Origin of the sequence: Flavobacterium glycogeni, from assembly GCF_048286775.1 — a bacterium.
In the GTDB taxonomy this organism is placed as follows: Bacteria; Bacteroidota; Bacteroidia; order Flavobacteriales; family Flavobacteriaceae; genus Flavobacterium.
The window spans coordinates 1-24,871 of the sequence record NZ_JBLVPV010000027.1 but is presented as its reverse complement, the minus strand read 5'-3'; the positions used below and the strand labels follow the sequence as shown (position 1 = coordinate 24,871).

The following is a 24,871-nucleotide window of genomic DNA, read 5'->3' as shown; positions in this document are numbered from 1 at the left end:
AAAAAACCTCAATCTTTAAAAAAAATGATTGAAGAAGTGGCTGACATTTCACAGGCAAGCCAATGGAAATTTCATGTTTTTGAAGAAGCGTTTCCAAACCATGCTTTTACTCTTGATTCCTATAATGATTCCATTTATGGCATTTGTTTCAGTCCACCCAATTGTGAAGTCGTTTGCTTGACTTTTCTATCCAATGGAAAAATGTGCGCTTTCTATAATTTAGAACCTTCGAAGGTTTCCATAAATGAGTTAGACGATAATTACTTGTCAGTAAAAACACAATTTGCCGGCCCAAAAATCCACAAACAACTGATTAACATCTTCGATTATATAAACAAAAAATATTTAGAAAATTTTGATCTTACCGATGAAGGGAATTATTGGGAAACAAAAAACGACCAACTACTCGAGGATACATTTGAGAAATACACCAATTTAATTAATGGATTTGATAGTTTATTGGAGAACATCCCAATTGGAGAGCGTGAAACTATCGAAGCATATTTAATCCGAATAGCCGAAATGGTTCATAAAAAGAACAATAGCAATGGCAATGACAATGGCAATAAAAAATAAAGACAATAACGAAGAGGAGCTTCCAAAATTGAAATACGGCTATTAATATGTAAAAAATGTGAAATTATCCGGAATTTCTCCTTTATGGAAATGACTAGCTTAGGGTGACTTCTTCGTTCCTTGCAATGATACTAAAAACTGCGACTGATCATTGCTGCCTAACTTCCGGTTGCCAGAAATGTTTTTCGAAATCCTTAATTTGGCTGTCAATAACCGTTATGCCTTCGTTTTCCAATAATTGCTGCATCAGATTGGTTCCGTCAAAATGAAGTTTTCCTGTGAGCAATCCTTTTCGATTCACCACACGATGCGCCGGAACATCTTCGAGATTATGCGAAGCATTCATTGCCCAACCCACCATTCGAGCAGAACGAGCTGTTCCCAAAGCCTTTGCAATAGCGCCATAAGAAGTGACTTTCCCGTAAGGGATTTGTCTGGCGATGGCGTACACGCGTTCAAAAAAGTTATCGTTTGACATATCTGTAAATCGGATAAAAACGGTATTTTTATTCTATCTTTTGTTTAAAAAAACTATCCCAAGTAATATCTAATAATGTTGATTAAAGTGATTACAGCTATTAATCCTGTTATACTTCCTATGATGGTATTCATGTTTTTCATCATATAATCCGTTTTATTTTCAATTTTCTGGAAGAAAGTGATGTATAAATAAAAAACTAAAAAAGAGCCCAATACCACACCGGTCACAAAAATAAAAACATAAGAAATATCAAAAACAAACAATTTATAAGAAGCCAAAGTGATACTTACAAAAACATAATATGGAATGGGGAAAAAATTAAGTGCAGAAAGCAGCATCCCAAGAAAAAAACGAGTGGATATACTCTTTTTTTTAATTTTCTCTTTCTTAGCTTTTGGTTTTTTGGCAATCAACAGGAAATAAATGGTTAATACCGAAAATATAACAAATCCCGCTTCTCGCAGTAAAACAATCACATCTGGCCGACCTTCAATGTACCGTGCAAATAGTATTGCCAGTGTCGCTTGGAAAAAAATTACAACTACCGCTCCTAAAACAAACCAATACGCACTTATCTTTCCTTCTTTCAGATTCACTTTGGCGGCTGTCATATTGATTAATCCCGGAGGCGTAATCCCTACAAAGGCAGTAATGAAACCCAAAAACAAGGAAGTAATTAAATTCATAGGCAAGGTACAAGAATCAAAAAAGTAAAACTATTCTTTAATTTTAAATCGAATATACGTAATTGCTTTGTTAACTTCCAAATATTGTTTTTCATAAAAAGTTTGAAATGCAGTCACTTCTTCCGGACTTCCCTCGTTTACGTATACATTATGATTTGCATATAAAACTTCATGTCCTTCGCCGTGTAACAATCCAAGGGTGTATCCATGCATGAATTCACTATCGGTTTTTAAGTTTACGACACCGTCTTTTTTAAGGATTTTTTTATACAATTGCAAAAACTCCGAATTCGTCATTCTGTGTTTCGTGCGTTTGTATTTAATTTGTGGATCCGGAAAAGTAATCCAAATTTCATCCACTTCATTTTCAGCAAAAATATGGTTGATTAATTCAATTTGGGTTCTGATAAAAGCCACGTTATGCAATCCGGTTTCAACAGCAGTTTTGGCACCACGCCAGAAACGCGCCCCTTTGATATCGATTCCCACAAAATTTTTGTTTGGATATCTTTCGGCAAGACCTACTGAATATTCCCCTTTTCCACAGCCTAATTCCAGCACTAATGGATTTTCGTTTTTGAAGAATTCCGAATTCCATTTGCCTCTAAGCGGAAATAAATCTCCTACTACTTCTTCTCTCGTTGGTTGAAAAACGTTATCGAATGTTTCGTTTTCCTTGAACCTTTTTAATTTATTTTTGCTTCCCACTTTTTCAGAATATTTCGGCAAAATTAAGGAAATATATAAGACCGAATGGTTTACCGGAGAAAAAATGAAGAAAATCATTTCGAAAACCTTTGCAATTGCAAAATTATTTTTTCGGTTGCATCGTATTTATTCGAAAGCCTTCCATAAGCGCAGCTGTTTTTCCGTCATTTCCTCAATTTATCTGAAACAAATAAAGTCAGAAAATTAACATAATGCACACCAAATAAGCATTTTAACAGCAAACGCATTGTTAATTCACTTTATACCACGAATATATTTCTTTACCTTTATATAAATAATTATGCCATGAGAAAATATGTTTTATCCATAGCAGTTATATTATTTGGCTTTTCGCTTGTCACTGTTTACCATAACAGAAATGAAAATCTGACGGCTAAGATGATTGCTTTTGCCCTGTATGTCTTTCAGGAATCTACCGCCGACAAATCCCTTGACAGCGTTGATGTTGTCCGTTTTTTCAAAAAATATCCCTATTTAAAAAAATACCAGTCGGACGTTACTGCTTTGTACAAAAAACGAAACTACAACGCTATCTGGCATGATGACAAAGGACTTATTGAGTCTGCCAATTTATTGTATGCTAAAATAAATCTATTGGAGGAAGAAGGACTAAAATCCACCTTAGCCTATAAAGATAAAATTGACGGAATTTTTAACGAGAAATCCGCAGATGATTTATCCAATACCGATACCGAACTCATGCTGTCCTCGATGTATGTTTTTTATGCTAAAAAAGTCTTTCAGGGAATCGACACAGAGAAAACCAAGGAAATGGGATGGCTTTTACCAAGAAAAAACCTCTCTTACCAAGACTTATTGGACTCTTTATTAGTTGATCCTGAATTATTAAGCAATAATAAAAACCTGTTATTTGAACAATATTACAAACTGCGTGATGTTTTAAAAAAATACCGTCAGATAGAGAAAAATGGCGATTGGAATCCCATAGCAATAGATTCTTTGGAAAAAATATACAAACCAAACGACAGCTCTACAACCATTCGCCAAATCAGACAACGTCTGGCCGTCACCGGAGATTTACAACAGGATTCCAAAAGTAATGTATACGATGAGGAATTAATGGCCGGCGTATTGAATTATAAAAAAAGACATGGTTATAAAGCGGATTATCTCATTGCATCAAAGCACATTGAACGCATGAACATCCCAATTGAAAAATACATCCAAAGCATCATAGTGAATATGGAACGTTGCCGGTGGATTGCCCCAGAGTTCGCAAAATCCGATGAACATATCATAATCAACATTCCATCCTATAAACTTTTTTATAAAAAAGATGGTATAAATATATTAGAATCGAAAGTGCTTGTGGGTAAAAACATGACCAAAACGGTTGTTCTCAGCAGCAATATAACCAAAATAGTGTTCAGCCCTTATTGGAACATTCCTAAAAGCATCATTGAAAATGAATTAAAGGACTTAATGACTTTGAACGAAGACTATATGACAACCCATAATATAGAATGGAACAATGGGAATCCCAGACAAAAACCCGGCCCCAGAAACTCCTTGGGACTCGTTAAGTTTGTCTTCCCAAACTCTGATGATATTTATTTACATGATACCCCGTCTAAAGATTTATTTCAATACGAGTACCGAGCCTATAGCCACGGTTGCATCAATATGGACAAGGCCAAAGAACTGGCGTTTTTGATTTTAAAAGACGATCCGGACTGGCCAGTAGAACGTATCAATGAGGCCATGAAAGGCGAGGTCGAAACGACTTGCATATTGAAAAAGAAAATTCCGATTCACATTGGGTATTTCACCACTTGGGTAAACGATTCCGGGGAAATCAGTTTTTATAACGATATTTACATCAGGGACGACCACCTAGCCGAACTTATTATTCTCTGATGATTCCAAATAAATTTATTGTTTGGACTGTAGCTTTTTTATCATCGCATCTTCCAGGGAAGCCTTCACTTTTATAACTTCATTCGAATTGTCATTTGGAATCGTCATGGACAAAACGTAGTGTTTTATTTTCCACTCCTTACCTATTTTGACCAAAACGCCTGAACCACGGCAAATCTTCATTTGAGTGTTCAACAACTCATCAAACCAAGCTGTTTTACCCGTTTTATCAAAATAAATATGGCGTTCCAAAGCGGTAAAACTCCATGCTCTTCCTTTATCGAAATGCGGTTTTGCATACGCTTGAAAAGCCGTTTTATTCCAATTTTCGGTCGCATCGGTACCAATGAAAACAGCGTCATCCGTCATCAAATTAAAATAAGAATTATAGTTTGCCTCCGAAGCGGCTTTATGCCAAGCATCAAGTACCGAATTGATTTTTATTTTTTCTTTAGTATTGTCTTGATCTGCTGAGATAAAGGATGAAAACAGTAAAATACTTAAAGAGAACAGCATTATTTTTTTCATAATTTTTGGATTTTCAGGAATTTATTGGATAAAAATATTCGATTTAAAAACAAAATAAAAAATTCAAACAGTTGATTTACAGAAGATTAATACTTGTTTAAATTTGAATTTTACACTAAAAGTAAAGATACGGTTTTAACTTTAAAAAACACAGCCAGACCAACTCTAGTATAATAGTACTCGATTTGGCGTATTTTTGTAATGCCTTAAATGAATTCTTTTACGCATTAAAATTTGACCTATGAAAAAGTTATGCTCCCCAATACTAATTATAGTTTTTACACTATTGCTCACCACCGTTTCCTGTAAAAAGAAAAATAATATCAATTCCACCAAGAACCAAACGAGTTTAAATACCGTTGAAGTTGCTTTTGACAGCACACAAATCAAAACTTTTTTTGAAAAATATCCAAAACTGAAAAGTTACCAAGGCGATGTAGAACAATTATACCGCAAACATCAATTTCATTACATCTGGTTTGACAAGGATGGACTCAATGAATTTGCAGGTGTATTGTACAACAAAGTGAATAATTTGAGTCAGGAAGGAATTGAAACCGTGATTCCGTACAAAGAAAAATTAGATGACATTTATGATAATCCGGAAGACAATCAAAAAGCAACTATTGACACGGAATTACTAAGCTCCGCATTATACTTCTTTTATGCGGATAAAGTATACGATGGCATCAGCACTCAAAAATCAAAAGATTTAGGGTGGTTTTTACCTCGAAAAAGACAATCGTATGTCAATTATTTAGATTCGTTGTTAATCAACCCATCGTTAATCAACAAAGAAGAAAAAGGCGTATTAAAGCAGTATTACCTGCTTAAAGATGTCTTGCAGGAATACCGTAAAATAGAAAAAAAAGGCGGTTGGAAAACCATTGCTATTGACACAACGGTCAAATGGTATAAACCCGGAGACAGTGCCGCTACAATTGCACAAATCAGAACCCGTCTGTTTATCACTGATGATCTTTCCCGGGATTCCAAAAGTGCCGTGTATGATGCCGAATTAGCGACCGGAATTTTGAAATTCAAAAAGAGAAGTGGCAATACCCTCAACAAAACGATTCTGCCGGAACACATCAACTACATGAATGTATCCGTTGCGGAACGCATCAAAACCATCATGCTCAATATGGAACGCTGCCGATGGATTTCGAATGACATTACTAAATCCAAAGAATTAATCGTGGTGAACATTCCAGCGTATGAGTTAACTTTTTTTAGAAATGGGAAACCTGAATTACGCTCTAAAGTAGTGGTAGGTAAGGCCATGAATAAAACAGTTATTTTTAGTGCGCCAATGAAATATATCGTTTTTAGACCCTATTGGAATGTGCCTGGAAATATCCTAAAGAAAGAGATTCTTCCTGCCATTGAAAAGAATCCAAATTACTTGGCCGAGCATGACATGGAATGGAAAGATGATTATGTAAGACAAAGACCCGGCCCTGAAAATTCATTGGGATTAGTGAAGTTTTTATTCCCCAATTCGAATGCGATTTATTTGCACGATACGCCATCCAAAAGTTTATTTGGTAAAGAAGACCGCGCTTTCAGCCACGGATGCATTCGTGTGGCCAAACCAAAAGAACTTGCTGCCATGATTATGAAGAACGATAAAAAATGGAATCCTGAAAAGATAGCAACCGCGATGAATAGCGGAGAGGAATATTGGTACACCCTTAAAAACAAAATCCCGGTGTATATTGGTTATTTCACCGCTTGGGTAGATGCTGAAGGCGTGATTCATTTCTATGAAGATGTGTATAAAAGGGATGAGGCATTAGCAACATTACTGTTTGACAAATAAGTTTTGTTCCGTTTTAAAGATCATAAAAAATCGCAAATTCGCAAATTAAGGAGTAACGAAGCAGATGTTTCCGCTAAACGATCGGGATGATTTTGTCATTCCGACGAAGGAGGAATCTCATTTTCCTTTACAAAATAATGGTTCAAAAACTCAAAATTTTGATTGAAGGACCGTATTAAATCTAATTTCTTATCTCTTCGCCAACCCTTAATTTCTTTTTCTCTAGTAATAGCGAGTTGAACCCAAGTAAACTTTTCATAATAAACTAAAAACTCAACATTGTATTTTGATGCAAAAGTTTTGTTCCCATCTATACTATTCTGCTGGTGTTGTTGTAATCTCACTTTAAGATTATTTGTCATGCCAGTATAAAACGTTGTCCGATACTTATTGGTAATAATATAAACATAATACGTGTGATAGCCTTCTGTAAATTCAATCATAAAGTTCTCTGTTGATGTGATTCCTCCTACGTCGGACCCGAGGTCTATGCCCGAACTGGCGAAGCAATGACAAGATTACGCTTAGACTATTTTTATAATTATTACTATCCATTTTCGAGACCAATAAGTGTCCTTATATTATGTGATTCCTCCTGCGTCGGAATGACAAATCGCACGTGTTAAGTATCTTTCATCAAGCAAGTTTGTCATCTCGACGAAGGAGAGATCACACGAGTAGCTCAACAATCGTAGTCAAATTAATGTATTCTTACTTAACTCTGGATTTCTTGATTTTTTCACGAAATAATTTCAGATTGGATTGTAGCCACGCAATCCTCGAGATTTTTCTCTATTTCCACATCAGTTCTTATTTTGTCATCAATGACAAGATTACGCTTAGAATATTTATCTTAACAAACAACCAAATAATTTTCCATAGCACGGTCAATCGCCTTTTCAGGATCTTGACTTTCTTCTATTCTTTCATGGCCTATTTTGGCTAACCATTGTTTGAAAGGCTCTGCTTTTGGCGACGGAATGGATTGAATCAAACGGAATAGTTGCTCCGTATCTGCAACATCGGTTTGTCTCATTTTGCCATCATCAGCCATCATTTTCAACTGTCCCAAATTATGGGACAGTTCACTTCCTTCATTTTTAAGTTTTGTTTTCAGCGCACTCCAATATTTCCTTGGTCTAGGACTATCCGTCAAAACTTGTATAATATCTACAATCGAAAAAAACCACTTCTCTTGTTCGTTATCCCAAGAGGAACGTATTTTTTGGCTTTCAAATAATTTTATGTTTTCCATTATTTTGTTCTATAAATTTCATTCTCTCGAATTGCTATTCTTCAATGCTTTTCGGTATTAAATTGAAAGTCCTAATTTACTGCTAAAATAATAAAAACCACTATCGCAATTCTAAAGAATCTTAACCAAAAAAAATGACACTATCCTACTTTAAAGACAGTGTCATTTTTTTTTCAATTGATGTTTGCCAAAAGGCAACTATTTAATACGCTTTCTGTTTTTCGAAAGCGGTGTCCAACACTTTTTTAATTTTGTCCAAGGCACCGTGAAATGCTTTCTCTGTAGTATCGGCATGGTTGGTAACCGCAACGGGTTGCATATTTACCGGTCGGGCTTCGATAAGGCATCGTTTGTCATTGACTCCTGATTTATCACTGTTTTCGTCTCCAAGATGCACTTCTAAACGGGTTACTTTATCTTCAAAACGCGCCAAAGCCGTTCCTATTTCCTCCGCTATATACGCTTTCAAACGTGCGTGTCCTTCTACATTGTTGTCTGTGTTGATCTGTACTGTCATGTTTTTATTTATTTAATGTTGTCTTTCAAATTTACCGATTGCAATATGAAAAAACGAGCCAATTAATAAAACATTGTGAGAAAAAAAGAGAGAAAAAATGGATTTAAAGGAAGGGATTGGATTATCCATTTTCTAAATAATCATAAATAAAATCAGTTTCAGTTTCAAATCCAGAATCAAATTTTATTACAAACCGAGAAGTTAGTTTTTCTATCCAATTTTCAATTTCTTGTTTTGAACTTAAATTATCTAAAAACTGTAGTTGCGAATTTTCTTCAGAAAAATCATCATCAAAGAACATAGTAATATCTGCTTTGAAAGTGTCAGCATAATTCTCTTCTGTTTGATTGAGAAGTTGCTCTAAGTATTCGATTTTTTCAAGTAATGTCATTATTTAAAAAGAAATGGATTTTAAGGATACTTAATTTCAAAATAATTTTTTAGTGCTTTTGAAAATATATTTTTATCGAGTTCTAACAATTGTTTTTTAACATCCCAATCTTGAATCATTTCCTCATCCTCGTTACAAATTTCTTGACTCTCTAGTTTTCTAAGAAGAATATTACTTAACAAAATATCATCACAGGAATAATAATTAGGGTAATATTTTTCAATAAATGTCCAATAACAAAAATCATCTCTTTCTGGAGCTTCCATAATAATTGGTTTATTTCAAAGGTAGAAAAAACCGGACTATACTCCGTTGCAATATAGACCACATTTTGCAATATTTGTTAACATGAATATTAAGCAAAAACTCGGTTTAAAAATAAAAGAGCTAAGAAAAGCAAAAGGTCTTTCACAAGAAAAACTTGCAAATCTTGCTGAAATTGACAGAACCTATTTACCAACTATTGAAAAAGGAGAAAGAAATGTTTCAATTGAAGTAGTTGAAAAATTAGCAAAAGCTCTTGATGTAAAAATTAAAGACTTGTTTGATGAATAGAGCTTACTATTCCAATTTCATTAATGATTTTATTAATGAAGACTCCCAAACTATTTACGGCAAGATTTCAGGTCAATACGATTTGAATAAATTAAATATTCAACAGTCTAATGCGTGGAAAAGTCAAATAGAAATTCTAAAAGAAACTATCTCTGTTTTTAGCGGTAAATTATATTTTGAATTTACTATTCCTAGAATGGGGAAACGAGTTGATAATATATTAATTATTGACAACTGCATTTTTGTTTTAGAATTTAAAATTGGTTCTAAAGTTTATGATAAATATGCAAGAGAGCAAGCTTTTGATTATGGTTTGGATTTGAATAATTTTCACGAAGGAAGTCACAATAAAATAATTATCCCAATTTTAATTGCAGATAAAGCTCCAAATTTTAAAAACGTCTATAGTAATGGTTTTGATAATCTCTATGAAACGATTTATGCAAATTCAACTAATTTAACTGATTTAATAAAAGAAACATTATTCCATTTTAAAGAAACACAAAATATCAATATTGAATATTGGGAAAGTTCTATTTATAAACCAACGCCAACCATTATTGAAGCAGCAACTGCTTTATATAAAAAACACAATGTAAAAGAAATTTCACGGAGTGATTCAGGAGCTAAAAACCTATCAGTAACGTCTGATTGTATTTCTCATATCATTGACTTTTCAAAAGAAAACAATAAGAAATCAATTTGTTTTATAACGGGTGTTCCTGGAGCAGGAAAGACTTTAGCGGGCTTAAATATCGCAAATTTACGTTCGAATTACGAAGAAGATGAACACGCGGTATTTCTTTCTGGGAATGGCCCATTGGTTTATGTTTTACGTGAAGCATTGGCTAGAGATAAAGTAAAAACAGCTAAAGAGCAAGGTAAAACGATAACGAAAAAATTTGCTTCAACTCATGTAGAATCATTTATTCAAAACATTCACCATTTCAGAGATGATTCCATTAAAAATGACAAACCTCCTATTGAAAAAGTGACCATTTTTGATGAAGCACAAAGAGCTTGGACGAAAGAAAAAGCTTCAAGTTTTATGAAAAAAAACAAAGGAATTCCTGATTTTGATAAATCAGAACCTGAATTTCTTATTGAAGTAATGAATAGACATCGAGATTGGTGTACAATAGTTTGCTTAATTTGAGGTGGACAAGAAATAAATACTGGCGAAGCTGGATTGGAGGAATGGATTAGACCATTTTCAGGTAAATTCAACGATTGGGACATTTATTATTCTTCAAAAATTATTGAAGATAGAAACTATATTAAAGATGAAAATGCTCTAGCTATTCTAAAAGACAGAAAAGCAATAAAAAAAGATGAATTGCATTTATCCGTTTCTTTAAGATCTTTTAGAAGTGCACAATTATCAAGTTTTATTCAAGAGATTATAAATAATGATCTAAAAAAAGCAAAGAACATTTATCTTGATTACATTCAAAAAAATTATCCAATTAAAATTACTCGTGATTTAGATACAGCCAGAGAATGGTTAAAAAAATCCGCCAAGGGCTCAGAAAGAATGGGAGTTGTAGCTTCATCTGGCGGAATTCGCTTGAGACCTTTTGGATTAAATGTAAAAGCTAAAATTGATGCGCCAATTTGGTTTTTGAATGATAAAGATGATATTCGTTCATCCTATTTTTTAGAAGAAGTTGCTACAGAATTTGATATTCAAGGCTTAGAATTAGATTGGACTTGTGTCGCTTGGGATGGCGATTTATTCTACGATAATAATCAATGGAACTATAGAAAATTCAAAGGCACAAAGTGGCAAAATATAAATAGTAATGACATTACTAACTATTTAATTAACTCCTACAGAGTTTTACTTACAAGAGCAAGACAAGGAATGGTAATCTATATTCCATTCGGTAATAATGAAGATACTACAAGACCAACTTTCATGTATGACGGTACTTTTGATTTTTTCAAATCATTAGGAATCGAAGAAATTTAGCTCGAAATACATTGTAAAAAAAACGCCGTTAGGTGTTTAATATTGGTAGCAACCCAAAACCCACCACCAAGAACAAGTCCCGTAGGGACGAAACCTATAATCCCTACGGGATATTATTGTGTGTATGAAACAAAATTCTACCACTATTAAATCCCATACGGGATAAAAATGTTCCCGAATTGAATTGGGTTTTCAATTTATTCCACAAAAAAACGCTACTCTTTCGAATAGCGTTCCTTGAATTTGTTATTGGTATCTGTTATGATGTGATTGCTTCGTTCCTCGCAATGACAATCGTCTGGAGAATCGAATGCCCTAGCCCTGATTACTTCACTATACTTTTATTTTCATAGGAGTTCAGTGAATTTCATTTGCAACGGAAATCCTTTATTTCCGCCTTTTCGGCGGATATAAAGATTGTAGTGAAAAGCAGGTCCCGATAGCTATCGGGATAGCTTCTGAAATATCCCGAAGCGTCGGGACAGAATAAATCCTAAAATAAATCCTGTTAGTCCAACTATGGCAATAACACGACTCCCATATTGAATAAGGTAAAGGCCTGAATATCGACATTTTCCTGAATGGTTGCCGCCACTGATTTTCCGGCGCCGTGTCCTGCATTGATGTCAATACGGATCAGCGTTGGGTTTGTGCCGGTTTGTTTTTCCTGTAATTCGGCAGCAAATTTAAAACTGTGCGCCGGCACTACTCTGTCATCATGATCGCCCGTAGTGACCATGGTTGCCGGATATTGAATCCCTTTTTTTATGTTGTGCACCGGAGAATACCCTTTGATGTAGTTGAACATTTCCTTGCTGTCCTGCGCCGTTCCGTAATCATACGCCCAACCTGCTCCTGAGGTAAAAGTATGGTAGCGCAACATGTCCATCACGCCCACCGCCGGCAAAGCGACTTTCATCAACTCCGGACGTTGCGTCATGGTAGCGCCCACAAGCAATCCTCCGTTTGACCCACCACGAATGGCTAGGTATTGTGAAGACGTATATTTCTGAGCAATCAGGTATTCTGCGGCAGCGATGAAATCATCAAATACATTTTGTTTTTGCATTTTGGTTCCCGCATCGTGCCATTTTTTCCCGTATTCGCCACCGCCACGCAAATTTGGTACGGCATAAACGCCTCCGTTTTCCATCCAAACGGCATTGGCAATACTGAAACTTGGTGTCAAACTCACGTTAAATCCTCCGTAACCGTATAGCATGGTTGGATTTGTCCCGTCGAGTTTCAATCCTTTTTTGTGGGTGATAATCATTGGGATTTTGGTTCCGTCTTTGGAAGTATAAAATACTTGTTTGGATTCGTATTGCTCGCTGTTGAAATCTACTTTTGGTTTTTGATACACAGTAGATTTACCGGTTTGTGGTTCGAATGAAAAAGTAGAACCCGGAGTAATGTAATTCGTGAAGGAATAATACAAGGTTTTCTCTTTTTTCTTTCGGCCAAAACCACCAGCAGTTCCTACGCCTGGCAACAGAATGCCACGAACCAGTTTTCCGGAATAATCATACTGTTTCACCACCGAAACGGCATCTTTCATATAATTCGCAAAGATATAACCGCCACCTGTTGATGGAGACAACACATTCTCAGTTTCTGGAATAAAGTCTTTCCAGTTTTCCGGTTTCGGATTGTTGACATCCACTGTAACGATGCGTTTGTTGGGCGCATTCAAGTCGGTTTCTATGAATAATTTCCCGCCTTCGTTTTCAATGATGCTGTTGTCGCTCTTGAAATTATCCACAATAGTCACAATAGGACTGTTCGGTTTTGTCAAATCTTTGATGTACAATTCGTTTCCGTACGTAGAATTAGACGCTGTGATAACCAAATAACGGTCATCCTCCGTCACGCCACCGCCTACATAACGGCGTTTTTGGTCGGCACCAAAAATCACTTGGTCTTGTTTTTGTGCGGTTCCTAACGTGTGGAAATACAATTTATGTTGGTCGGTTTTCGCCGATAATTCGCTTCCTTTCGGTTTGTCATAACTGGAATAGTAGAATCCTTCGTTTCCTCTCCAAGACACACCGCTGAATTTGACATCGACAATGGTATCTTCAATTATTTTTTGGGTAATGGCATCCATGATAATGACTTTTCTCCAGTCGCTTCCGCCTTCTGAAATGGCATAGGCTACTTTAGAACCGTCTTTGGAGAAATCCAATCCGCCAAGCGAAGTAGTTCCGTCTTTAGAAAACGTATTGGGATCCAAGAACACCGTTTCGGTTCCTTTGGCGTCTTTTCTGTACAACACTGACTGGTTTTGTAAACCGTTATTTTTATAGTAATACGTGAAATTTCCTTCTTTGAAAGGCGCTCCTATTTTCTCATAATTCCACAGTTTTTCCATTCTTGCTTTTAACGCATCACGAAACGGAATTTGAGCCAGATAACCATACGTCACTTCGTTTTCGGCTTTTACCCAAGCACCGGTTTCAGCCGATTTGTCGTCTTCGAGCCAGCGGTACGGATCCGGAAGTTTAGTATCGAAATATACATCAACGGTTTCCCCTTTACTTGTTGTGGGATAGGTTACAGGTTTTGGTTTTTGGTTTTTGGTTTTGTCCAAAAGTCGCCATTGCAGAAGATACAGCCATTATTAAAAAAGTTTTTTTCATTAGATTCTGTTTTAGGTTGTTACAAAAATAGGGAAATAGTTAGTGTTGTAAAGGTGGGAAAGTCTTAAATAAAACCAAAAAAGCGCTACTCTTTCGAATAGGATTTGGTTTAAATAAGATTGCAACTATTTTTTTTCGCCTCGAATTGCTCGAATTTGTCACGAATTATCGTTTAGGTTAAAAATTTAATGAATTTCAGAATCTACTCAATTGTGTCCGCACTGCGGACGCAATTCAAACAAAAACACAGATGACACCGATAATACGGATTTACACTGATTTTATAGATTAATTTGTCTAAATATTCTGTTCAATATTTGTGTCCAGACGGTAGGTTATTCACTTTCTTTTCCTTGCTCAAAATTCTGTAATTCAATATTTACAGCTTCCAACAACTGTTGTTCCGTGGGCAGGTATAATTTATATTGACTGGCTACAATATTTTTCTCGTTTTCCGGCAGCGTGAATTTTACGACACCGTCATTCTTATTGGCACAAAGCAAAATACCAATAGTTGGATTTTCACGAGGCAGTTTTTCTACTCGATCGTAATAATTGACATACATCTGTAGTTGACCAATATCCTGATGCGTGAGTTTATCTGTCTTGATTTCGATAATAACGAAACATTGTAATATTCGATTATAAAACACCAAGTCTGTAAAAAATTCATCGCCGTCAATGTGTATTCTTTTTTGTCTCGCGACAAATGAAAAACCATTCCCCAGTTCCAATAAAAAATCTTGCAAATGGGTATATAGCGCTTTCTAAATCTCTTTCGTAATAAGCCGCTTCCCGTTTTAGTCCCAAAAATTCCAGATACATCGGGTCTTTTATAATCTCTTTGGCATCCGAAGGCAGTTTTTCATTTTTGGCAACGGCGAGTACGCTTTCTTTATCATTACTCATTAGAAGACGTTCCCAAAGATTGCTATAAATTTGACGCTCTAATTGTCTGGTATTCCAATTGTTTTTTACTGTTTCGGCTATATAAAAATCAGTCTTATCTTGACTATCAAGACGAATAATTAGTTTGTAATGCGTCCAACTCAATTGCGAACGCAGTGCGTTCGCAATTGGAAAAGAGCGATAAAATTGCCTAAATAATTCTATTTGGCGTTTTGAAAAACCACTTCCAAACTCGGGTTCTAACTGTTGTGAAATGTATTTTGTTAAATACTCTCCATAATCCGCACGATCCTTTCCTTCTTGTTCTTCCTCGAAGATACGTTGCCCAATATACCAATACATCAAAGTTCTTTCATTGTCTACCGCTCTAATGGCTTTGTCTTTGGAAGCTGCTATAATGGCTTTAATATCAGGAATTACAGATTGGTTTTGTAGCATCATTCTTTTGGGTTATAAAAATTCATTCGATTCTATATACAATAATACGAAAAAAGCACTGAAACAGTAATCAATACTTTTGTCCTTAAAACCAAAAAAACGCTACTCTTTCGAATAGCGTTTTTTGTTTTTTTGCTCAAGCAAATGAATTACAAATTAAAATTCACGCCCAAAACGATGTTTCTTCCAATGTTTGAAATGCCATCCGTTTTCAGACGGGAAAGGTGTGCGATATATCTTTTATCAAATAAATTATTCCCGTTGATGTTGACATCAAAAGCGGTTTTACCCAGTTTTACAGTTCCGCCAAAACCTAAATTAACCAAGTTATACCCATTCGATTCTGTCTCAAATCCGCTTACATTTTTTTGGTTGAACGTACTGGAAACATTCAAAGTTGCAAAACCATCTTCCAACCAGTTTTTGATTTTAAATTCGGTTCTAATGGTGTTATTCCAATTGTTAGCCGGGATTAACGGTAAATAATCTCTCCCGACACTTCGGGATTGTTTTTCGCCGGTTACGGTTTCAAAACTGGTTTCAAAGTGCAACCAATCCAACGGATGCGGGTGAAAATGCAGTCCGATTTCGCCTCCATATAATTTAGCGTTATTCTGAATATAATCAAAAACGGCATTTTCGTCAATCACTTCTCCTGTTGGCGAAGTGTAGATATAATTGTTGATGTGATTGTAAAATCCGTTTACAAAAAACTCAAAATGATCCGTTTTGTACTCTAAGTTTAAATCCGTTTGTACGTTTTGCTCAGTTTCTAAATCGCTGTTTCCTACTTCATAGCGATTCGTTCCTTCATGCACTCCATTGGAAGTTAATTCGGCAAGGTTTGGCGCTCTAAATCCCGAAGCCACGTTCAAACGTAACGTCAAATCATCGGCCAGATTGGTTTTGTAACCCAAAGATGCATTAAAACTGTCGTATGATTTATCGATGGCTTCAAAGGAACCTTCTTCCCCTGTAATTCCTTGCGCATCCGTGGTAACATTTCTATTGTCGAAACGCAATCCGGCTTGCAACACATTCGAATTCCACTCATAATTAGCCGTTCCAAAAACACCAAAATCATTCGTAACAGCATCCGGAATTAAATATTCTTCTCCTGAATTTGTATTGGTTTGGTGCATTCCCTGAACCCCAACAATGGTTTCTATTTTCCCCATTTTTGGTAAATGGTATTTTGCATTGTAATTGAATGTCTTTAGTTTCATATGTAAAACGGCCACATTGCTGTCTTCAAACTCACTTCGATCATTGGCAACATACCCTAAATCAAGATCCAGTTTTGATTTTTCGAAAAAGAAAACAGAATTCAAACTCAATAAATGATTGAAAACGCCTTGTTTTGGGAATCCGGTTTTCTTGCTCGTCGTTTGGTCTGCTATGCCATCTTCCGGAATTCCTAAATCCAATTCATTGTAATTGTATCGCAATACACTTGAGAATTTGGCATTGCTGTAGCCAATTCCTGTTTTGAAATCGGTTTCATTGTAACGGGTATTCGTCACTCGGTCGCCATCGGCACCCGAGGTCGAAGACCGAACTGGCGAAGCAATTTTATAATCAGAATGGGTGTTGTAACTTCCACGAGCCATAAATTTCCAGTTGTCTGTAGATGTTTTCAAACCCAAAGAAGAACTGCTTCCGGCGGTATTCGAGAAGTATTTTTGACTGAAGTTCGCTTTAAAGGTATTTGCATCGGCAAATTTTTCCGGGTTAAAATACAAAACACCACCCAACGCATCGGAACCGTACAACAAAGAAGCTGGTCCTTTAATTACCTCAACGCTTTCTATTCCTGAATCGTTCAATCCCAAACCGTGTTCGTCACCAAACTGTTGATTTTCTATTCGAACGCCTTGAGAATACACCAAAACACGATTGCCGCTCAAACCACGAATCACCGGTTTCCCGATAGATGTTCCGGTAGAAACCTGAGAAACTCCGGGAATAGTCGCCAATCCTTCGATTAAAGTGGCCGTTCCTTTTCGTTGCAAATTTTTGATGCTTTCGTGCTCCACTTTCATCACATTTTGCGATTGAATTTTATTGAAGGCTGTTGAAACAATGACTTCATCCATTTCGAAAATTGCTTCTTCTAGTATAATATCAAGTGTGTTTTCTATTTGAAGACTGCTTATGGTTTTATTTTGGGTAGCAAATCCTACGAACGTAAAGCTGATTTTTAGGTTTCTATTTGGCAGATTGGAAAGTATGTATTTTCCGTTTTCATCTGTAGTGGTTCCTTTATGCGATTCTGACGCATATACTGAAACGCCTTTTATGGGTTGGTTTCTTAAATTGGTTACGGTTCCCGAAAGGGTATTTTGTGCCTGAAGCATCGCCGAAAACCCCAAGAATAGGGCTATGATAAATTTTTTCATTGAAAATGATTGTAGTATTCCTACTGTCGGCTTTCTCCAAAAGAGTTGTTGACGAGAATGGAATTATTTAGTAAATAAAAAAGCATCCAACAAAATCAAATTAATGAAGTTGCATGGAAAATGAATTCAGCTTAAACTATTTACTGGAGGACCTCGAAGGGAATACAAACTGCCGGAAAACGAAATAACCGTTTCCGCTGCAGTAAAGAAATAAGGGATTTCTTCACTACTGGAGTACAATTGATAGGAGAAATCTTTTGGAGTAATGTAACTGCCAAAAGCAAATTCACAAACATAACAATGGTCTAATTTGTGGTGCTGGTGCGTTATCTCGGTACCGGTAACATTATATTTATGGTGGCACTGCTTTTGGGAAAGCTGTTTTTCCAAATGCTCATAGGTATGAAATGACTGAAACAGCATTGAGAACAATACTATAACAACCAGAGAAAGACTTACTATGAGTTTATTCTTTTTCATTCGAGCCAAAGGTAACAAAAACAAGAAAAAAGAAAACCATTTGTCTCACAAAATATATTTTTGCGAAACAAATGGTTTCATTTTAAAATAAAAATTGATTTACACCAATTTGGCTGCAATCAAATATTCTGCAATTTGTATCGTGTTTGTCGCCGCTCCTTTTCTCAAGTTGTCCGCAACAATCCACATATTCAAGGTGTTCTCCTGGCTTTCGTCACGACGAATTCTACCTACAAAAACGTCATCTTTTCCTTGTGCATACATTGGCATTGGGTACGTATAGGTGTCATTATTATCCTGAACCACTACGCCATCGGTATGATGCAAAATGCTTCTCACTTCATTTACGTCAAAATCATTCGAGAATTCTACATTTACCGCTTCACTGTGTCCGCCTACTATTGGCACACGAACGGCAGTAGCCGTAACGGCAATTGTATTATCGCTTAAGATTTTTTTGGTTTCACGAACCAGTTTCATTTCTTCTTTAGTGTATCCATTTTCTTCAAAAGAATCACATTGTGGAATCGCATTTCTGTGAATTGGATATTTATAAGCCATCTCACCTTGAACACCTGCATATTCATTTTCCAATTGTTCCACTGCTTTTACGCCTGTTCCAGTGATGGATTGGTACGTAGAAACAATCACACGTTTGATGTTGTATTTTTTGTGCAAAGGAGCCAAAACCAATACCATTTGAATGGTAGAACAGTTAGGATTCGCAATGATTTTATCTGCTGCAGTCAATTCAGCTGCATTGATTTCAGGAACGATTAATTTTTTGGTTGGATCCATTCTCCAAGCCGATGAATTATCGATAACGGTTGTTCCTGCTGCCGCAAATTTTGGAGCCCACTCCAATGACGTATCGCCACCTGCAGAGAACAAAGCAATATCCGCTTTCATATCAACTGCCGTTTGCATACCCACTACTTTATATTTTTTACCCTTGTATTCAATTTCTTTACCCACTGATCGCTCAGAAGCAACCGGAATTAATTCTGTTACAGGGAAATTTCTTTCTGCCAAAACTTTCAACATTACTTCGCCAACCATTCCGGTAGCGCCTACAACTGCTATTCTCATCTTATATTTTTATTATTGAATATTAAATTTGAAGTACAAAAGTAAGTAATATTGAAATCAAAACAAGGGTGTTGACAAAAAATAACAAAATGTTATATTTACAACAAATAGTTATTGGATAAAATTAGTTGCTTTTAAATTCTTTTGTTAATTCCCGAATCTGCGGTATAATTTCCTTTACTAAAAGCGCAAAGAAAAACCGCTTCGATTACGAAGCGGTTTAGTCCTGAAATAAATTCAGGATAAATTAGAATATATAATGCAGCGGAAATTATTTTTTCAATAAATCTCTAATCTGAGTCAATAATTCTTCTTGAGTTGGTCCAGCTGGAGGAGCAGGAGCAACTTCTTCTTTCTTTCTGGCTTTTTCAGCAGCTCTTAAAACAATGAAAATAAAGAAAGCAATAATCACGAAATTAATAATTGCCTGAACCAAGTTTCCGTATGTAATCACAGCGGCACCGGCAGTTTTAGCAGCAGGCAGCGTTTCGTAACTGTTCCCGTCCAGCGTGATGAATTTTTGGGTAAAATCAATTCCACCAGTTATCAACCCTACGATTGGCATAATAACATCATCCACAGCAGATCCAACAATTTTGCCAAATGCAGCACCAATAACTACAGCAGTTGCTAAACTTAGAACGTCTCCTTTCATTAAAGAAGCTTTAAAATCACTGAAAAATCCCATAATTTATTTATTTTTTTTAGGTTACAATTTATCTTTGCAAAAACGAATTTAATAAAATTTTTAACACAATTAATAGCCTTTCACCCAATATTTAATTACTCTCTGTAGAATACCCGTTTCACTCGTTGGGAAATACTGGTCAGAATTTCATAGGGAATTGTGTTTAGTTTTTGCGCCATATACGTTACCGTCGGGCTTTCGCCAAAAATAATCACCTGATCTCCTTCTGCACATTCTATGTCAGTAACATCAACCATCAGCATGTCCATACAGATACTGCCAACAATAGATGCTTTTGATTTTTTAATCGTTACAAAACCTATACTATTTCCCCAACTTCTGGAAATACCATCCGCATAACCAATAGGAATGGTAGCAATTTTCGTGGGTTTCTCGGCAATGAATCGTCTGCCATACCCTACGCTTTCGCCGGCAGCAATACTTCTGATTTGCGAAATTACCGATTTTAGCGTACCCACATTTTCCAGCTGTTTTTGTTCTTCGGCATCATTTGAAACACCGTAAAGACCAATACCCAAACGCGCCATGTCGTATTGAGAATCCGGATAATTACTAATTCCGGAAGTATTTAAAATATGTCGAAGCGGTTTTATTTGTAATTCTGCCATCAATTTAGACGATAATTTTTCGAATAAATCAATTTGTGAATGTGCAAAATCCGTGTATTCTAAATCATCACTTGTGGCCATGTGTGATAAAATACTTTTTACTTTAACGGTTTGATTTCCTTTTAAAGTCGCAATCAAATCATCAATCGTATTGTCTTCAAAACCCAAACGATGCATTCCTGTATCGAGTTTGATATGTATCGGAAATTGGTTTAAATTCTTTTGTTGTGCAATTTTAAGGAACGCATGAAGTCCTTTTAAACTGTAGATTTCAGGTTCTAATTGATGTTGAATGATCGCAGGAAAACTGGTCGTTTCAGGATTTAAAACCATAATAGGCAAATGAATTCCTGCGCTTTTCAGCGAAATTCCTTCATCGGCAAAAGCCACTCCCAGATAATCCACTTTGTGATGTTCCAATAATTTAGCGATTTCAAAACCGCCATTTCCATATCCAAAAGCCTTCACCATCACCATAATCTTGACATTCGGCTTCAATTTTGATTTAAAGAAATTCAAATTATAACTAATCGCATTCAGGTTGATTTCAAGAACGGTTTCATGTGTTTTTTCTTCTAATAAAGAAACAATTTCTTCAAATTGAAACGTTCTCGCTCCTTTAATCAGAATGGTTTCATTGGCAAAATTCAAATCATCAAAATTTGATATAAACTCGGCTGTATTTTTATACGTTATGCAATTGGCAAACTTTTTTTCGAATGCCGAAATGGTTTCTCCAATGCCTATGACGCGGTCAATTTTATTCGAAACAATCAACTGGGAAACTTTAGCATACAATTCGTCATTAGACAAACCACTTTGAAAAATATCCGAAAGTATCACCGTTTTCTTCTTGTATTGCTTTTGACTTTCGAGAAAATCCAACGCTATTTTCAACGACTGAAAATCGGAACTGTAACTGTCATCAATGATACTGCAGTTATTGATTCCATTCTTGACTTTTAAACGCATTTCTACCGGATACAATAGTTCCATTCGATTTTGAATGGTTTTTTCATCGTATTTAAAATACAACAAAACCATCAAACACGAGATTGCATTTTCAACAGATGCCTTATCCTGAAAAGGAATTACCAATTCAAATGAATCTCCTTTGTATTTGTATTGAATTGTGGTGGTGTCGCTTTTTATTGTTGCATTAAATACAAAAACATCAGCTTCTTGTGAGTCAAAACTCCAGGTAAACGTTTTTGCTTTTGAAAAAATAATGGAATCAACCATTTCGTTCTTTTGGTAAATAACCACTTCAGAATTTTCAAAAAGGGTAATTTTCTCTCTTATTTTATTTTCTAAACTCGTAAAACCTTCATCATGTGCAGAACCAATATTGGTAAGAATCCCAATCGTTGGCTTGATTATTTTCTCCAGTTTTTCCATTTCAGAATGGGTAGAAATTCCGGCTTCAAAAATCCCCAGATTGTGTTGCTCGTTGATTGCAATTACTGACAACGGAACACCAATTTGTGAGTTATAACTTTTTGGACTTCGAATAATGTTATAATCAGGGCTCAATAAAAAATTAAGCCATTCCTTAACTATCGTTTTTCCATTACTTCCGGTCAATCCGATAATAGGAAAATCAAAAAGACTGCGATAGTTTGCCGCAAATTGCTGCAAAGCGGTCAACGTATTTTCAACAACAAAGAAATTGGCCTTACCCTCACACTCTTCCGGAATATGGGTAACCACAAAATTCTGAACACCAGTTGCAATTAAATCCTTGATGTACCGATGCGCGTCATTATTGGCTCCGACCAATGCAAAAAACAAAGTCTGCGGTCCGTTTTGCAACGAACGACTGTCTATAGCAATAGTATCTATTGCCAAATTAGTGCTGTTACCACTAAATTCAGCGGGGATATTTTGAATACTTTTTAGGATTTTCTGGCTCATGGAATTAGAAAGAGGTTGAAGTAGATTTCTTGTATAGAAATTACTCTTTTAATAGTTCGTCTATTTGTAAAACTTCCTCAAAAATAACACTTCTTTTCAAAACGATGACTTAGATATACTATAATTATAAGCAATTCCGTTTATTTAAGAAAAAGAAACAATAGCATTGGCTTTACTAATTTTGGCAGATTACTTATATTTGTTTTTAGATAAAAATCAGAAGTTTTGAAAAAAATCCTCCCATTGTTTTCCCATGTTTTCCATCCGATATTCATACCGGCAATGGCCACGTTGTTTTACCTTTCATTTAACGGCGCTGACTTTGTAAATCAAGAAAAACTATTTGTTTTTTTTCAAGTTCTGGTGGTAACGGTAATTTTACCTGCTTTGGTATTTTTATTATTACGTACCGCAGGAAACGTAGATTCCATCATGCTTGCCGAAGTATCCCAACGCAAAATCCCATTAATCCTTCACTGCTTTTTACTAATTCTGTTGGTGCGAAAAAGCATTACAATAGACCGATATCCTGAGTTGCACTTTTTTCTGCTGGGTGCACTTTTGAGTACTATATTGGCGCTTATTCTTTTGTTTCTCCATATAAAAGCGAGCCTTCATATGATAGCAATCAGCTCCTTGACGGTATTTATAATTGGATTGAGCTTACACCTTCAGATTCAGATTACATTTACTATTGCAACACTGATTCTCCTGAATGGTTTTGTGGCTTCCTCACGATTAGAAATGAAAGCACACACGAACAAAGAATTGATTATAGGTTTTATTCTGGGAGCAGTGCCTCAGTTGCTTTTGTTATTTCTGTGGCTATAAAATGTAGAATATAATTCCAATATTCAGTGATTTCATATTAACCGATTCGTCATTGACTTTAGCCGATTTAAACAGCGAATTCAAGCCGTAATAGGCATATAAATTAATCGTATTATAGCCTGATGAAATGTAAGCTCCATATTGAACTTTATTGAAATCTTTATTTCCTGTCACCACCACTTTGCCATCAGCACTATTAAAAACAGACCTATCATAGAGTACATAACTCAACTTTAGTCCTCCGTAAATCCTCCAAAATTTATGACTTTCGTATGTAGATGTTCTCCATCTGAACTCAAGAGGAACATCAACAGAAAGTAGCGAGAACTTGTTTTTATCATATGGAATATCCGAATCAATAATAGTATATACCGGTGTTCCTGCGGGTGAAGAAATAGCAAGATTCTGATTGTAATTATTATAAGAAAAACCAATACCGGAAGCAATAGCAACCGTTCTTTTTTTATTAATGGGCATATCTCTCAGAAAACCTGCCGAAAGACCCGAAGAAAATTTACTTTGTGACAACCCAGACGGTTTGTTCATCAAGGTATTGTACGTTATTGCAAAATAAAACTGATCTTCTCGATACAAGGAATCGACTTTCACAATGACAGTATCTTGAGTTGCTGTATTTTCTTGGGAAAAAACATTCAAAACCGATAAAAGAAGAAAACAACTAAGAAAAATTCGCATATTGTTATTTTTGTTTAATGATTGCTTCATAGCTAGTTTAAATACATTCTTCGATTCAGTTATATAGCTATACAAATATAGGATTTTTGGAAGGTTCCTGACACGTATTACTTTCAAAAACAAACTTCAATTCACAAACAGGACAAAAAACCCCCACTAAAAAAAATTTAGCGGGGGTTTTATTTCATATTCAAAAAGTAGATATATCTATAATCCCGATTGATATAGTTTATTAGTTTCTATTTTTATTATTTTTCACGACTTATACGCCAAATAATAAAATTTCGCGAAAAAATATCAATATTAAAATACCAATCAATAAACTCGCAATAGTAACAAAAAATCCACCTATGAACAAAAACACTTCGTTTTGTTTATTGTCTATTTTCATCTGTTAATTGTTTTTTTATTAGTACACTTTTTAAACTGTTTCTTTTAACGATGCATTAAATACCTTAAATATTCCTTGTGTCCTCAACTTTTTCAACCAAGCGTTTAAAGTAGTTTCTGGAAAATTAATTTAGGAACATTCTGATTTCTAATTCGTTAACCTAAATTACAATTTATCAGTTAGAACTACAAATATTATCGACTAAATACACTCAAAGATTATTTAAATAATCCTTTTCTTATTTTTATAATTAAAATTTAAGTTATACCAAACGAAAATATAATATAGACCAATTTTGATAATTGGTTTTTTTATGGTAAATTTGGACTATATTATAACAGTAATTATGGCACATGCAAAAATTTTGGTGATTAAGGA

Annotated in this window: 23 protein-coding genes and 1 pseudogene; 6 read left to right on the top strand and 18 right to left on the bottom strand. The window is 35.4% G+C overall.

Annotated features, from left to right (window positions below; translation table 11 throughout):
• The first annotated feature begins 24 nt into the window (after positions 1–24).
• Positions 25–576 carry a hypothetical protein gene (locus ACNQGX_RS16095; protein WP_417977942.1) on the top strand — a complete coding sequence of 184 codons (552 nt, stop codon included), beginning with the start codon at positions 25–27 and terminating at the stop codon, positions 574–576.
• A gap of 148 nt (positions 577–724) precedes the next feature.
• Here ACNQGX_RS16095 and ACNQGX_RS16090 read toward each other — a convergent pair whose 3' ends face one another.
• From ACNQGX_RS16090 to trmB, 3 genes are read right to left on the bottom strand one after another with little or no spacing between them, the layout of a single operon-like run.
• Positions 725–1,054 (bottom strand): MGMT family protein, encoded by a 330-nt coding sequence (locus tag ACNQGX_RS16090; RefSeq protein WP_417977940.1) that lies wholly within the window; start codon positions 1,052–1,054, stop codon positions 725–727.
• 53 nt (positions 1,055–1,107) lie between these two features.
• A complete protein-coding gene (locus ACNQGX_RS16085) occupies positions 1,108–1,743 on the bottom strand; it encodes a LysE family transporter (RefSeq protein ID WP_417977938.1) in 636 nt (211 codons plus the stop codon).
• Positions 1,744–1,773: 30 nt separating this feature from the next.
• Positions 1,774–2,451: a tRNA (guanosine(46)-N7)-methyltransferase TrmB gene (gene trmB, locus ACNQGX_RS16080; protein WP_417977975.1), complete on the bottom strand. Its 678-nt coding sequence runs from the start codon at positions 2,449–2,451 to the stop codon at positions 1,774–1,776.
• 306 nt (positions 2,452–2,757) lie between these two features.
• Here trmB and ACNQGX_RS16075 point away from each other — a divergent pair, with 306 nt between their 5' ends.
• On the top strand, positions 2,758–4,350 hold the full coding sequence (locus tag ACNQGX_RS16075) for a L,D-transpeptidase family protein (protein ID WP_417977937.1): 1,593 nt from the start codon (positions 2,758–2,760) through the stop codon (positions 4,348–4,350).
• 15 nt (positions 4,351–4,365) lie between these two features.
• Here the strand turns inward: ACNQGX_RS16075 and ACNQGX_RS16070 are convergent, their stop codons facing one another.
• Positions 4,366–4,878, bottom strand: a complete 513-nt coding sequence (locus ACNQGX_RS16070; protein WP_417977935.1) for a nuclear transport factor 2 family protein — start codon at positions 4,876–4,878, stop codon at positions 4,366–4,368.
• Between the two features lie 241 nt (positions 4,879–5,119).
• Here ACNQGX_RS16070 and ACNQGX_RS16065 point away from each other — a divergent pair, with 241 nt between their 5' ends.
• On the top strand, positions 5,120–6,700 hold the full coding sequence (locus ACNQGX_RS16065; RefSeq protein WP_417977933.1) for a L,D-transpeptidase family protein: 1,581 nt from the start codon (positions 5,120–5,122) through the stop codon (positions 6,698–6,700).
• Between the two features lie 95 nt (positions 6,701–6,795).
• Here ACNQGX_RS16065 and ACNQGX_RS16060 read toward each other — a convergent pair whose 3' ends face one another.
• The 5 genes from ACNQGX_RS16060 to ACNQGX_RS16040 all read right to left on the bottom strand — a co-directional run bounded on the left by ACNQGX_RS16060 (position 6,796) and on the right by ACNQGX_RS16040 (position 9,129).
• Positions 6,796–7,143: a GIY-YIG nuclease family protein gene (locus ACNQGX_RS16060; protein ID WP_417977931.1), complete on the bottom strand. Its 348-nt coding sequence runs from the start codon at positions 7,141–7,143 to the stop codon at positions 6,796–6,798.
• A 410-nt stretch (positions 7,144–7,553) separates the two neighbouring features.
• Positions 7,554–7,955 (bottom strand): BRO-N domain-containing protein, encoded by a 402-nt coding sequence (locus tag ACNQGX_RS16055; RefSeq protein WP_417977929.1) that lies wholly within the window; start codon positions 7,953–7,955, stop codon positions 7,554–7,556.
• A gap of 202 nt (positions 7,956–8,157) precedes the next feature.
• Positions 8,158–8,472 carry an HPF/RaiA family ribosome-associated protein gene (locus ACNQGX_RS16050; protein ID WP_417977927.1) on the bottom strand — a complete coding sequence of 105 codons (315 nt, stop codon included), beginning with the start codon at positions 8,470–8,472 and terminating at the stop codon, positions 8,158–8,160.
• Between the two features lie 121 nt (positions 8,473–8,593).
• Positions 8,594–8,863, bottom strand: coding sequence for a hypothetical protein (locus ACNQGX_RS16045; RefSeq protein WP_417977925.1), 270 nt, complete (start codon positions 8,861–8,863; stop codon positions 8,594–8,596).
• A gap of 20 nt (positions 8,864–8,883) precedes the next feature.
• Positions 8,884–9,129 carry a hypothetical protein gene (locus ACNQGX_RS16040; protein WP_417977923.1) on the bottom strand — a complete coding sequence of 82 codons (246 nt, stop codon included), beginning with the start codon at positions 9,127–9,129 and terminating at the stop codon, positions 8,884–8,886.
• A gap of 82 nt (positions 9,130–9,211) precedes the next feature.
• Between ACNQGX_RS16040 and ACNQGX_RS16035 the strand changes: the two genes are divergently transcribed.
• Both ACNQGX_RS16035 and ACNQGX_RS16030 read left to right on the top strand, forming a co-directional pair.
• Positions 9,212–9,418 carry a helix-turn-helix domain-containing protein gene (locus tag ACNQGX_RS16035; RefSeq protein ID WP_282717628.1) on the top strand — a complete coding sequence of 69 codons (207 nt, stop codon included), beginning with the start codon at positions 9,212–9,214 and terminating at the stop codon, positions 9,416–9,418.
• Positions 9,411–11,390, top strand: a pseudogene (locus tag ACNQGX_RS16030) (DUF2075 domain-containing protein). The gene ACNQGX_RS16035 and the pseudogene ACNQGX_RS16030 overlap by 8 nt, the downstream one beginning before the upstream one ends.
• 517 nt (positions 11,391–11,907) lie before the next feature.
• Here the strand turns inward: ACNQGX_RS16030 and ACNQGX_RS16025 are convergent.
• The 8 genes from ACNQGX_RS16025 to ACNQGX_RS15990 all read right to left on the bottom strand — a co-directional run bounded on the left by ACNQGX_RS16025 (position 11,908) and on the right by ACNQGX_RS15990 (position 22,575).
• Positions 11,908–13,980: a prolyl oligopeptidase family serine peptidase gene (locus ACNQGX_RS16025; protein WP_417977921.1), complete on the bottom strand. Its 2,073-nt coding sequence runs from the start codon at positions 13,978–13,980 to the stop codon at positions 11,908–11,910.
• A 384-nt stretch (positions 13,981–14,364) separates the two neighbouring features.
• Positions 14,365–14,763, bottom strand: coding sequence for a PDDEXK nuclease domain-containing protein (locus ACNQGX_RS16020; protein WP_417977919.1), 399 nt, complete (start codon positions 14,761–14,763; stop codon positions 14,365–14,367).
• Positions 14,708–15,379, bottom strand: a complete 672-nt coding sequence (locus ACNQGX_RS16015) for a DUF1016 N-terminal domain-containing protein (protein WP_417977917.1) — start codon at positions 15,377–15,379, stop codon at positions 14,708–14,710. The genes ACNQGX_RS16020 and ACNQGX_RS16015 overlap by 56 nt, the downstream gene beginning before the upstream one ends.
• Positions 15,380–15,525: 146 nt before the next feature.
• Positions 15,526–17,775, bottom strand: a complete 2,250-nt coding sequence (locus ACNQGX_RS16010) for a TonB-dependent receptor (RefSeq protein ID WP_417977915.1) — start codon at positions 17,773–17,775, stop codon at positions 15,526–15,528.
• Positions 17,776–17,901: 126 nt separating this feature from the next.
• Entirely contained in the window at positions 17,902–18,255 is a 354-nt protein-coding gene (locus ACNQGX_RS16005; RefSeq protein ID WP_417977914.1) for a hypothetical protein, read from the bottom strand.
• Between the two features lie 99 nt (positions 18,256–18,354).
• Positions 18,355–19,344, bottom strand: coding sequence for an aspartate-semialdehyde dehydrogenase (locus ACNQGX_RS16000; RefSeq protein ID WP_417977912.1), 990 nt, complete (start codon positions 19,342–19,344; stop codon positions 18,355–18,357).
• Between the two features lie 271 nt (positions 19,345–19,615).
• Positions 19,616–20,032: a large conductance mechanosensitive channel protein MscL gene (gene mscL / locus ACNQGX_RS15995; RefSeq protein WP_417977910.1), complete on the bottom strand. Its 417-nt coding sequence runs from the start codon at positions 20,030–20,032 to the stop codon at positions 19,616–19,618.
• 95 nt (positions 20,033–20,127) lie between these two features.
• On the bottom strand, positions 20,128–22,575 hold the full coding sequence (locus ACNQGX_RS15990; protein ID WP_417977909.1) for a bifunctional UDP-N-acetylmuramoyl-tripeptide:D-alanyl-D-alanine ligase/alanine racemase: 2,448 nt from the start codon (positions 22,573–22,575) through the stop codon (positions 20,128–20,130).
• A gap of 225 nt (positions 22,576–22,800) precedes the next feature.
• Between ACNQGX_RS15990 and ACNQGX_RS15985 the strand changes: the two genes are divergently transcribed.
• Positions 22,801–23,406 (top strand): hypothetical protein, encoded by a 606-nt coding sequence (locus tag ACNQGX_RS15985; RefSeq protein WP_417977907.1) that lies wholly within the window; start codon positions 22,801–22,803, stop codon positions 23,404–23,406.
• Here ACNQGX_RS15985 and ACNQGX_RS15980 read toward each other — a convergent pair.
• Positions 23,401–24,102 (bottom strand): porin family protein, encoded by a 702-nt coding sequence (locus ACNQGX_RS15980; protein WP_417977905.1) that lies wholly within the window; start codon positions 24,100–24,102, stop codon positions 23,401–23,403. The two genes, ACNQGX_RS15985 and ACNQGX_RS15980, sit on opposite strands and share 6 nt — an antisense overlap.
• Positions 24,103–24,871: the final 769 nt, after the last annotated feature.

Bases quoted from the DNA above. Each gene is read 5' to 3' on its own strand.
- ACNQGX_RS16095 (WP_417977942.1), top strand. From the start codon at position 25: ATGATTGAAGAAGTGGCTGACATTTCACAGGCAAGCCAATGGAAATTT.
- ACNQGX_RS16090 (WP_417977940.1), bottom strand. From the start codon at position 1,054: ATGTCAAACGATAACTTTTTTGAACGCGTGTACGCCATCGCCAGACAA.
- ACNQGX_RS16085 (WP_417977938.1), bottom strand. From the start codon at position 1,743: ATGAATTTAATTACTTCCTTGTTTTTGGGTTTCATTACTGCCTTTGTA.
- ACNQGX_RS16075 (WP_417977937.1), top strand. From the start codon at position 2,758: ATGAGAAAATATGTTTTATCCATAGCAGTTATATTATTTGGCTTTTCG.
- ACNQGX_RS16070 (WP_417977935.1), bottom strand. From the start codon at position 4,878: ATGAAAAAAATAATGCTGTTCTCTTTAAGTATTTTACTGTTTTCATCC.
- ACNQGX_RS16065 (WP_417977933.1), top strand. From the start codon at position 5,120: ATGAAAAAGTTATGCTCCCCAATACTAATTATAGTTTTTACACTATTG.
- ACNQGX_RS16060 (WP_417977931.1), bottom strand. From the start codon at position 7,143: ATGATTGAATTTACAGAAGGCTATCACACGTATTATGTTTATATTATT.
- ACNQGX_RS16055 (WP_417977929.1), bottom strand. From the start codon at position 7,955: ATGGAAAACATAAAATTATTTGAAAGCCAAAAAATACGTTCCTCTTGG.
- ACNQGX_RS16050 (WP_417977927.1), bottom strand. From the start codon at position 8,472: ATGACAGTACAGATCAACACAGACAACAATGTAGAAGGACACGCACGT.
- ACNQGX_RS16045 (WP_417977925.1), bottom strand. From the start codon at position 8,863: ATGACATTACTTGAAAAAATCGAATACTTAGAGCAACTTCTCAATCAA.
- ACNQGX_RS16040 (WP_417977923.1), bottom strand. From the start codon at position 9,129: ATGGAAGCTCCAGAAAGAGATGATTTTTGTTATTGGACATTTATTGAA.
- ACNQGX_RS16035 (WP_282717628.1), top strand. From the start codon at position 9,212: ATGAATATTAAGCAAAAACTCGGTTTAAAAATAAAAGAGCTAAGAAAA.
- ACNQGX_RS16015 (WP_417977917.1), bottom strand. From the start codon at position 15,379: ATGATGCTACAAAACCAATCTGTAATTCCTGATATTAAAGCCATTATA.
- ACNQGX_RS16010 (WP_417977915.1), bottom strand. From the start codon at position 17,775: ATGAAAAAATTTATCATAGCCCTATTCTTGGGGTTTTCGGCGATGCTT.
- ACNQGX_RS16005 (WP_417977914.1), bottom strand. From the start codon at position 18,255: ATGAAAAAGAATAAACTCATAGTAAGTCTTTCTCTGGTTGTTATAGTA.
- ACNQGX_RS16000 (WP_417977912.1), bottom strand. From the start codon at position 19,344: ATGAGAATAGCAGTTGTAGGCGCTACCGGAATGGTTGGCGAAGTAATG.
- mscL (WP_417977910.1), bottom strand. From the start codon at position 20,032: ATGGGATTTTTCAGTGATTTTAAAGCTTCTTTAATGAAAGGAGACGTT.
- ACNQGX_RS15990 (WP_417977909.1), bottom strand. From the start codon at position 22,575: ATGAGCCAGAAAATCCTAAAAAGTATTCAAAATATCCCCGCTGAATTT.
- ACNQGX_RS15980 (WP_417977905.1), bottom strand. From the start codon at position 24,102: ATGCGAATTTTTCTTAGTTGTTTTCTTCTTTTATCGGTTTTGAATGTT.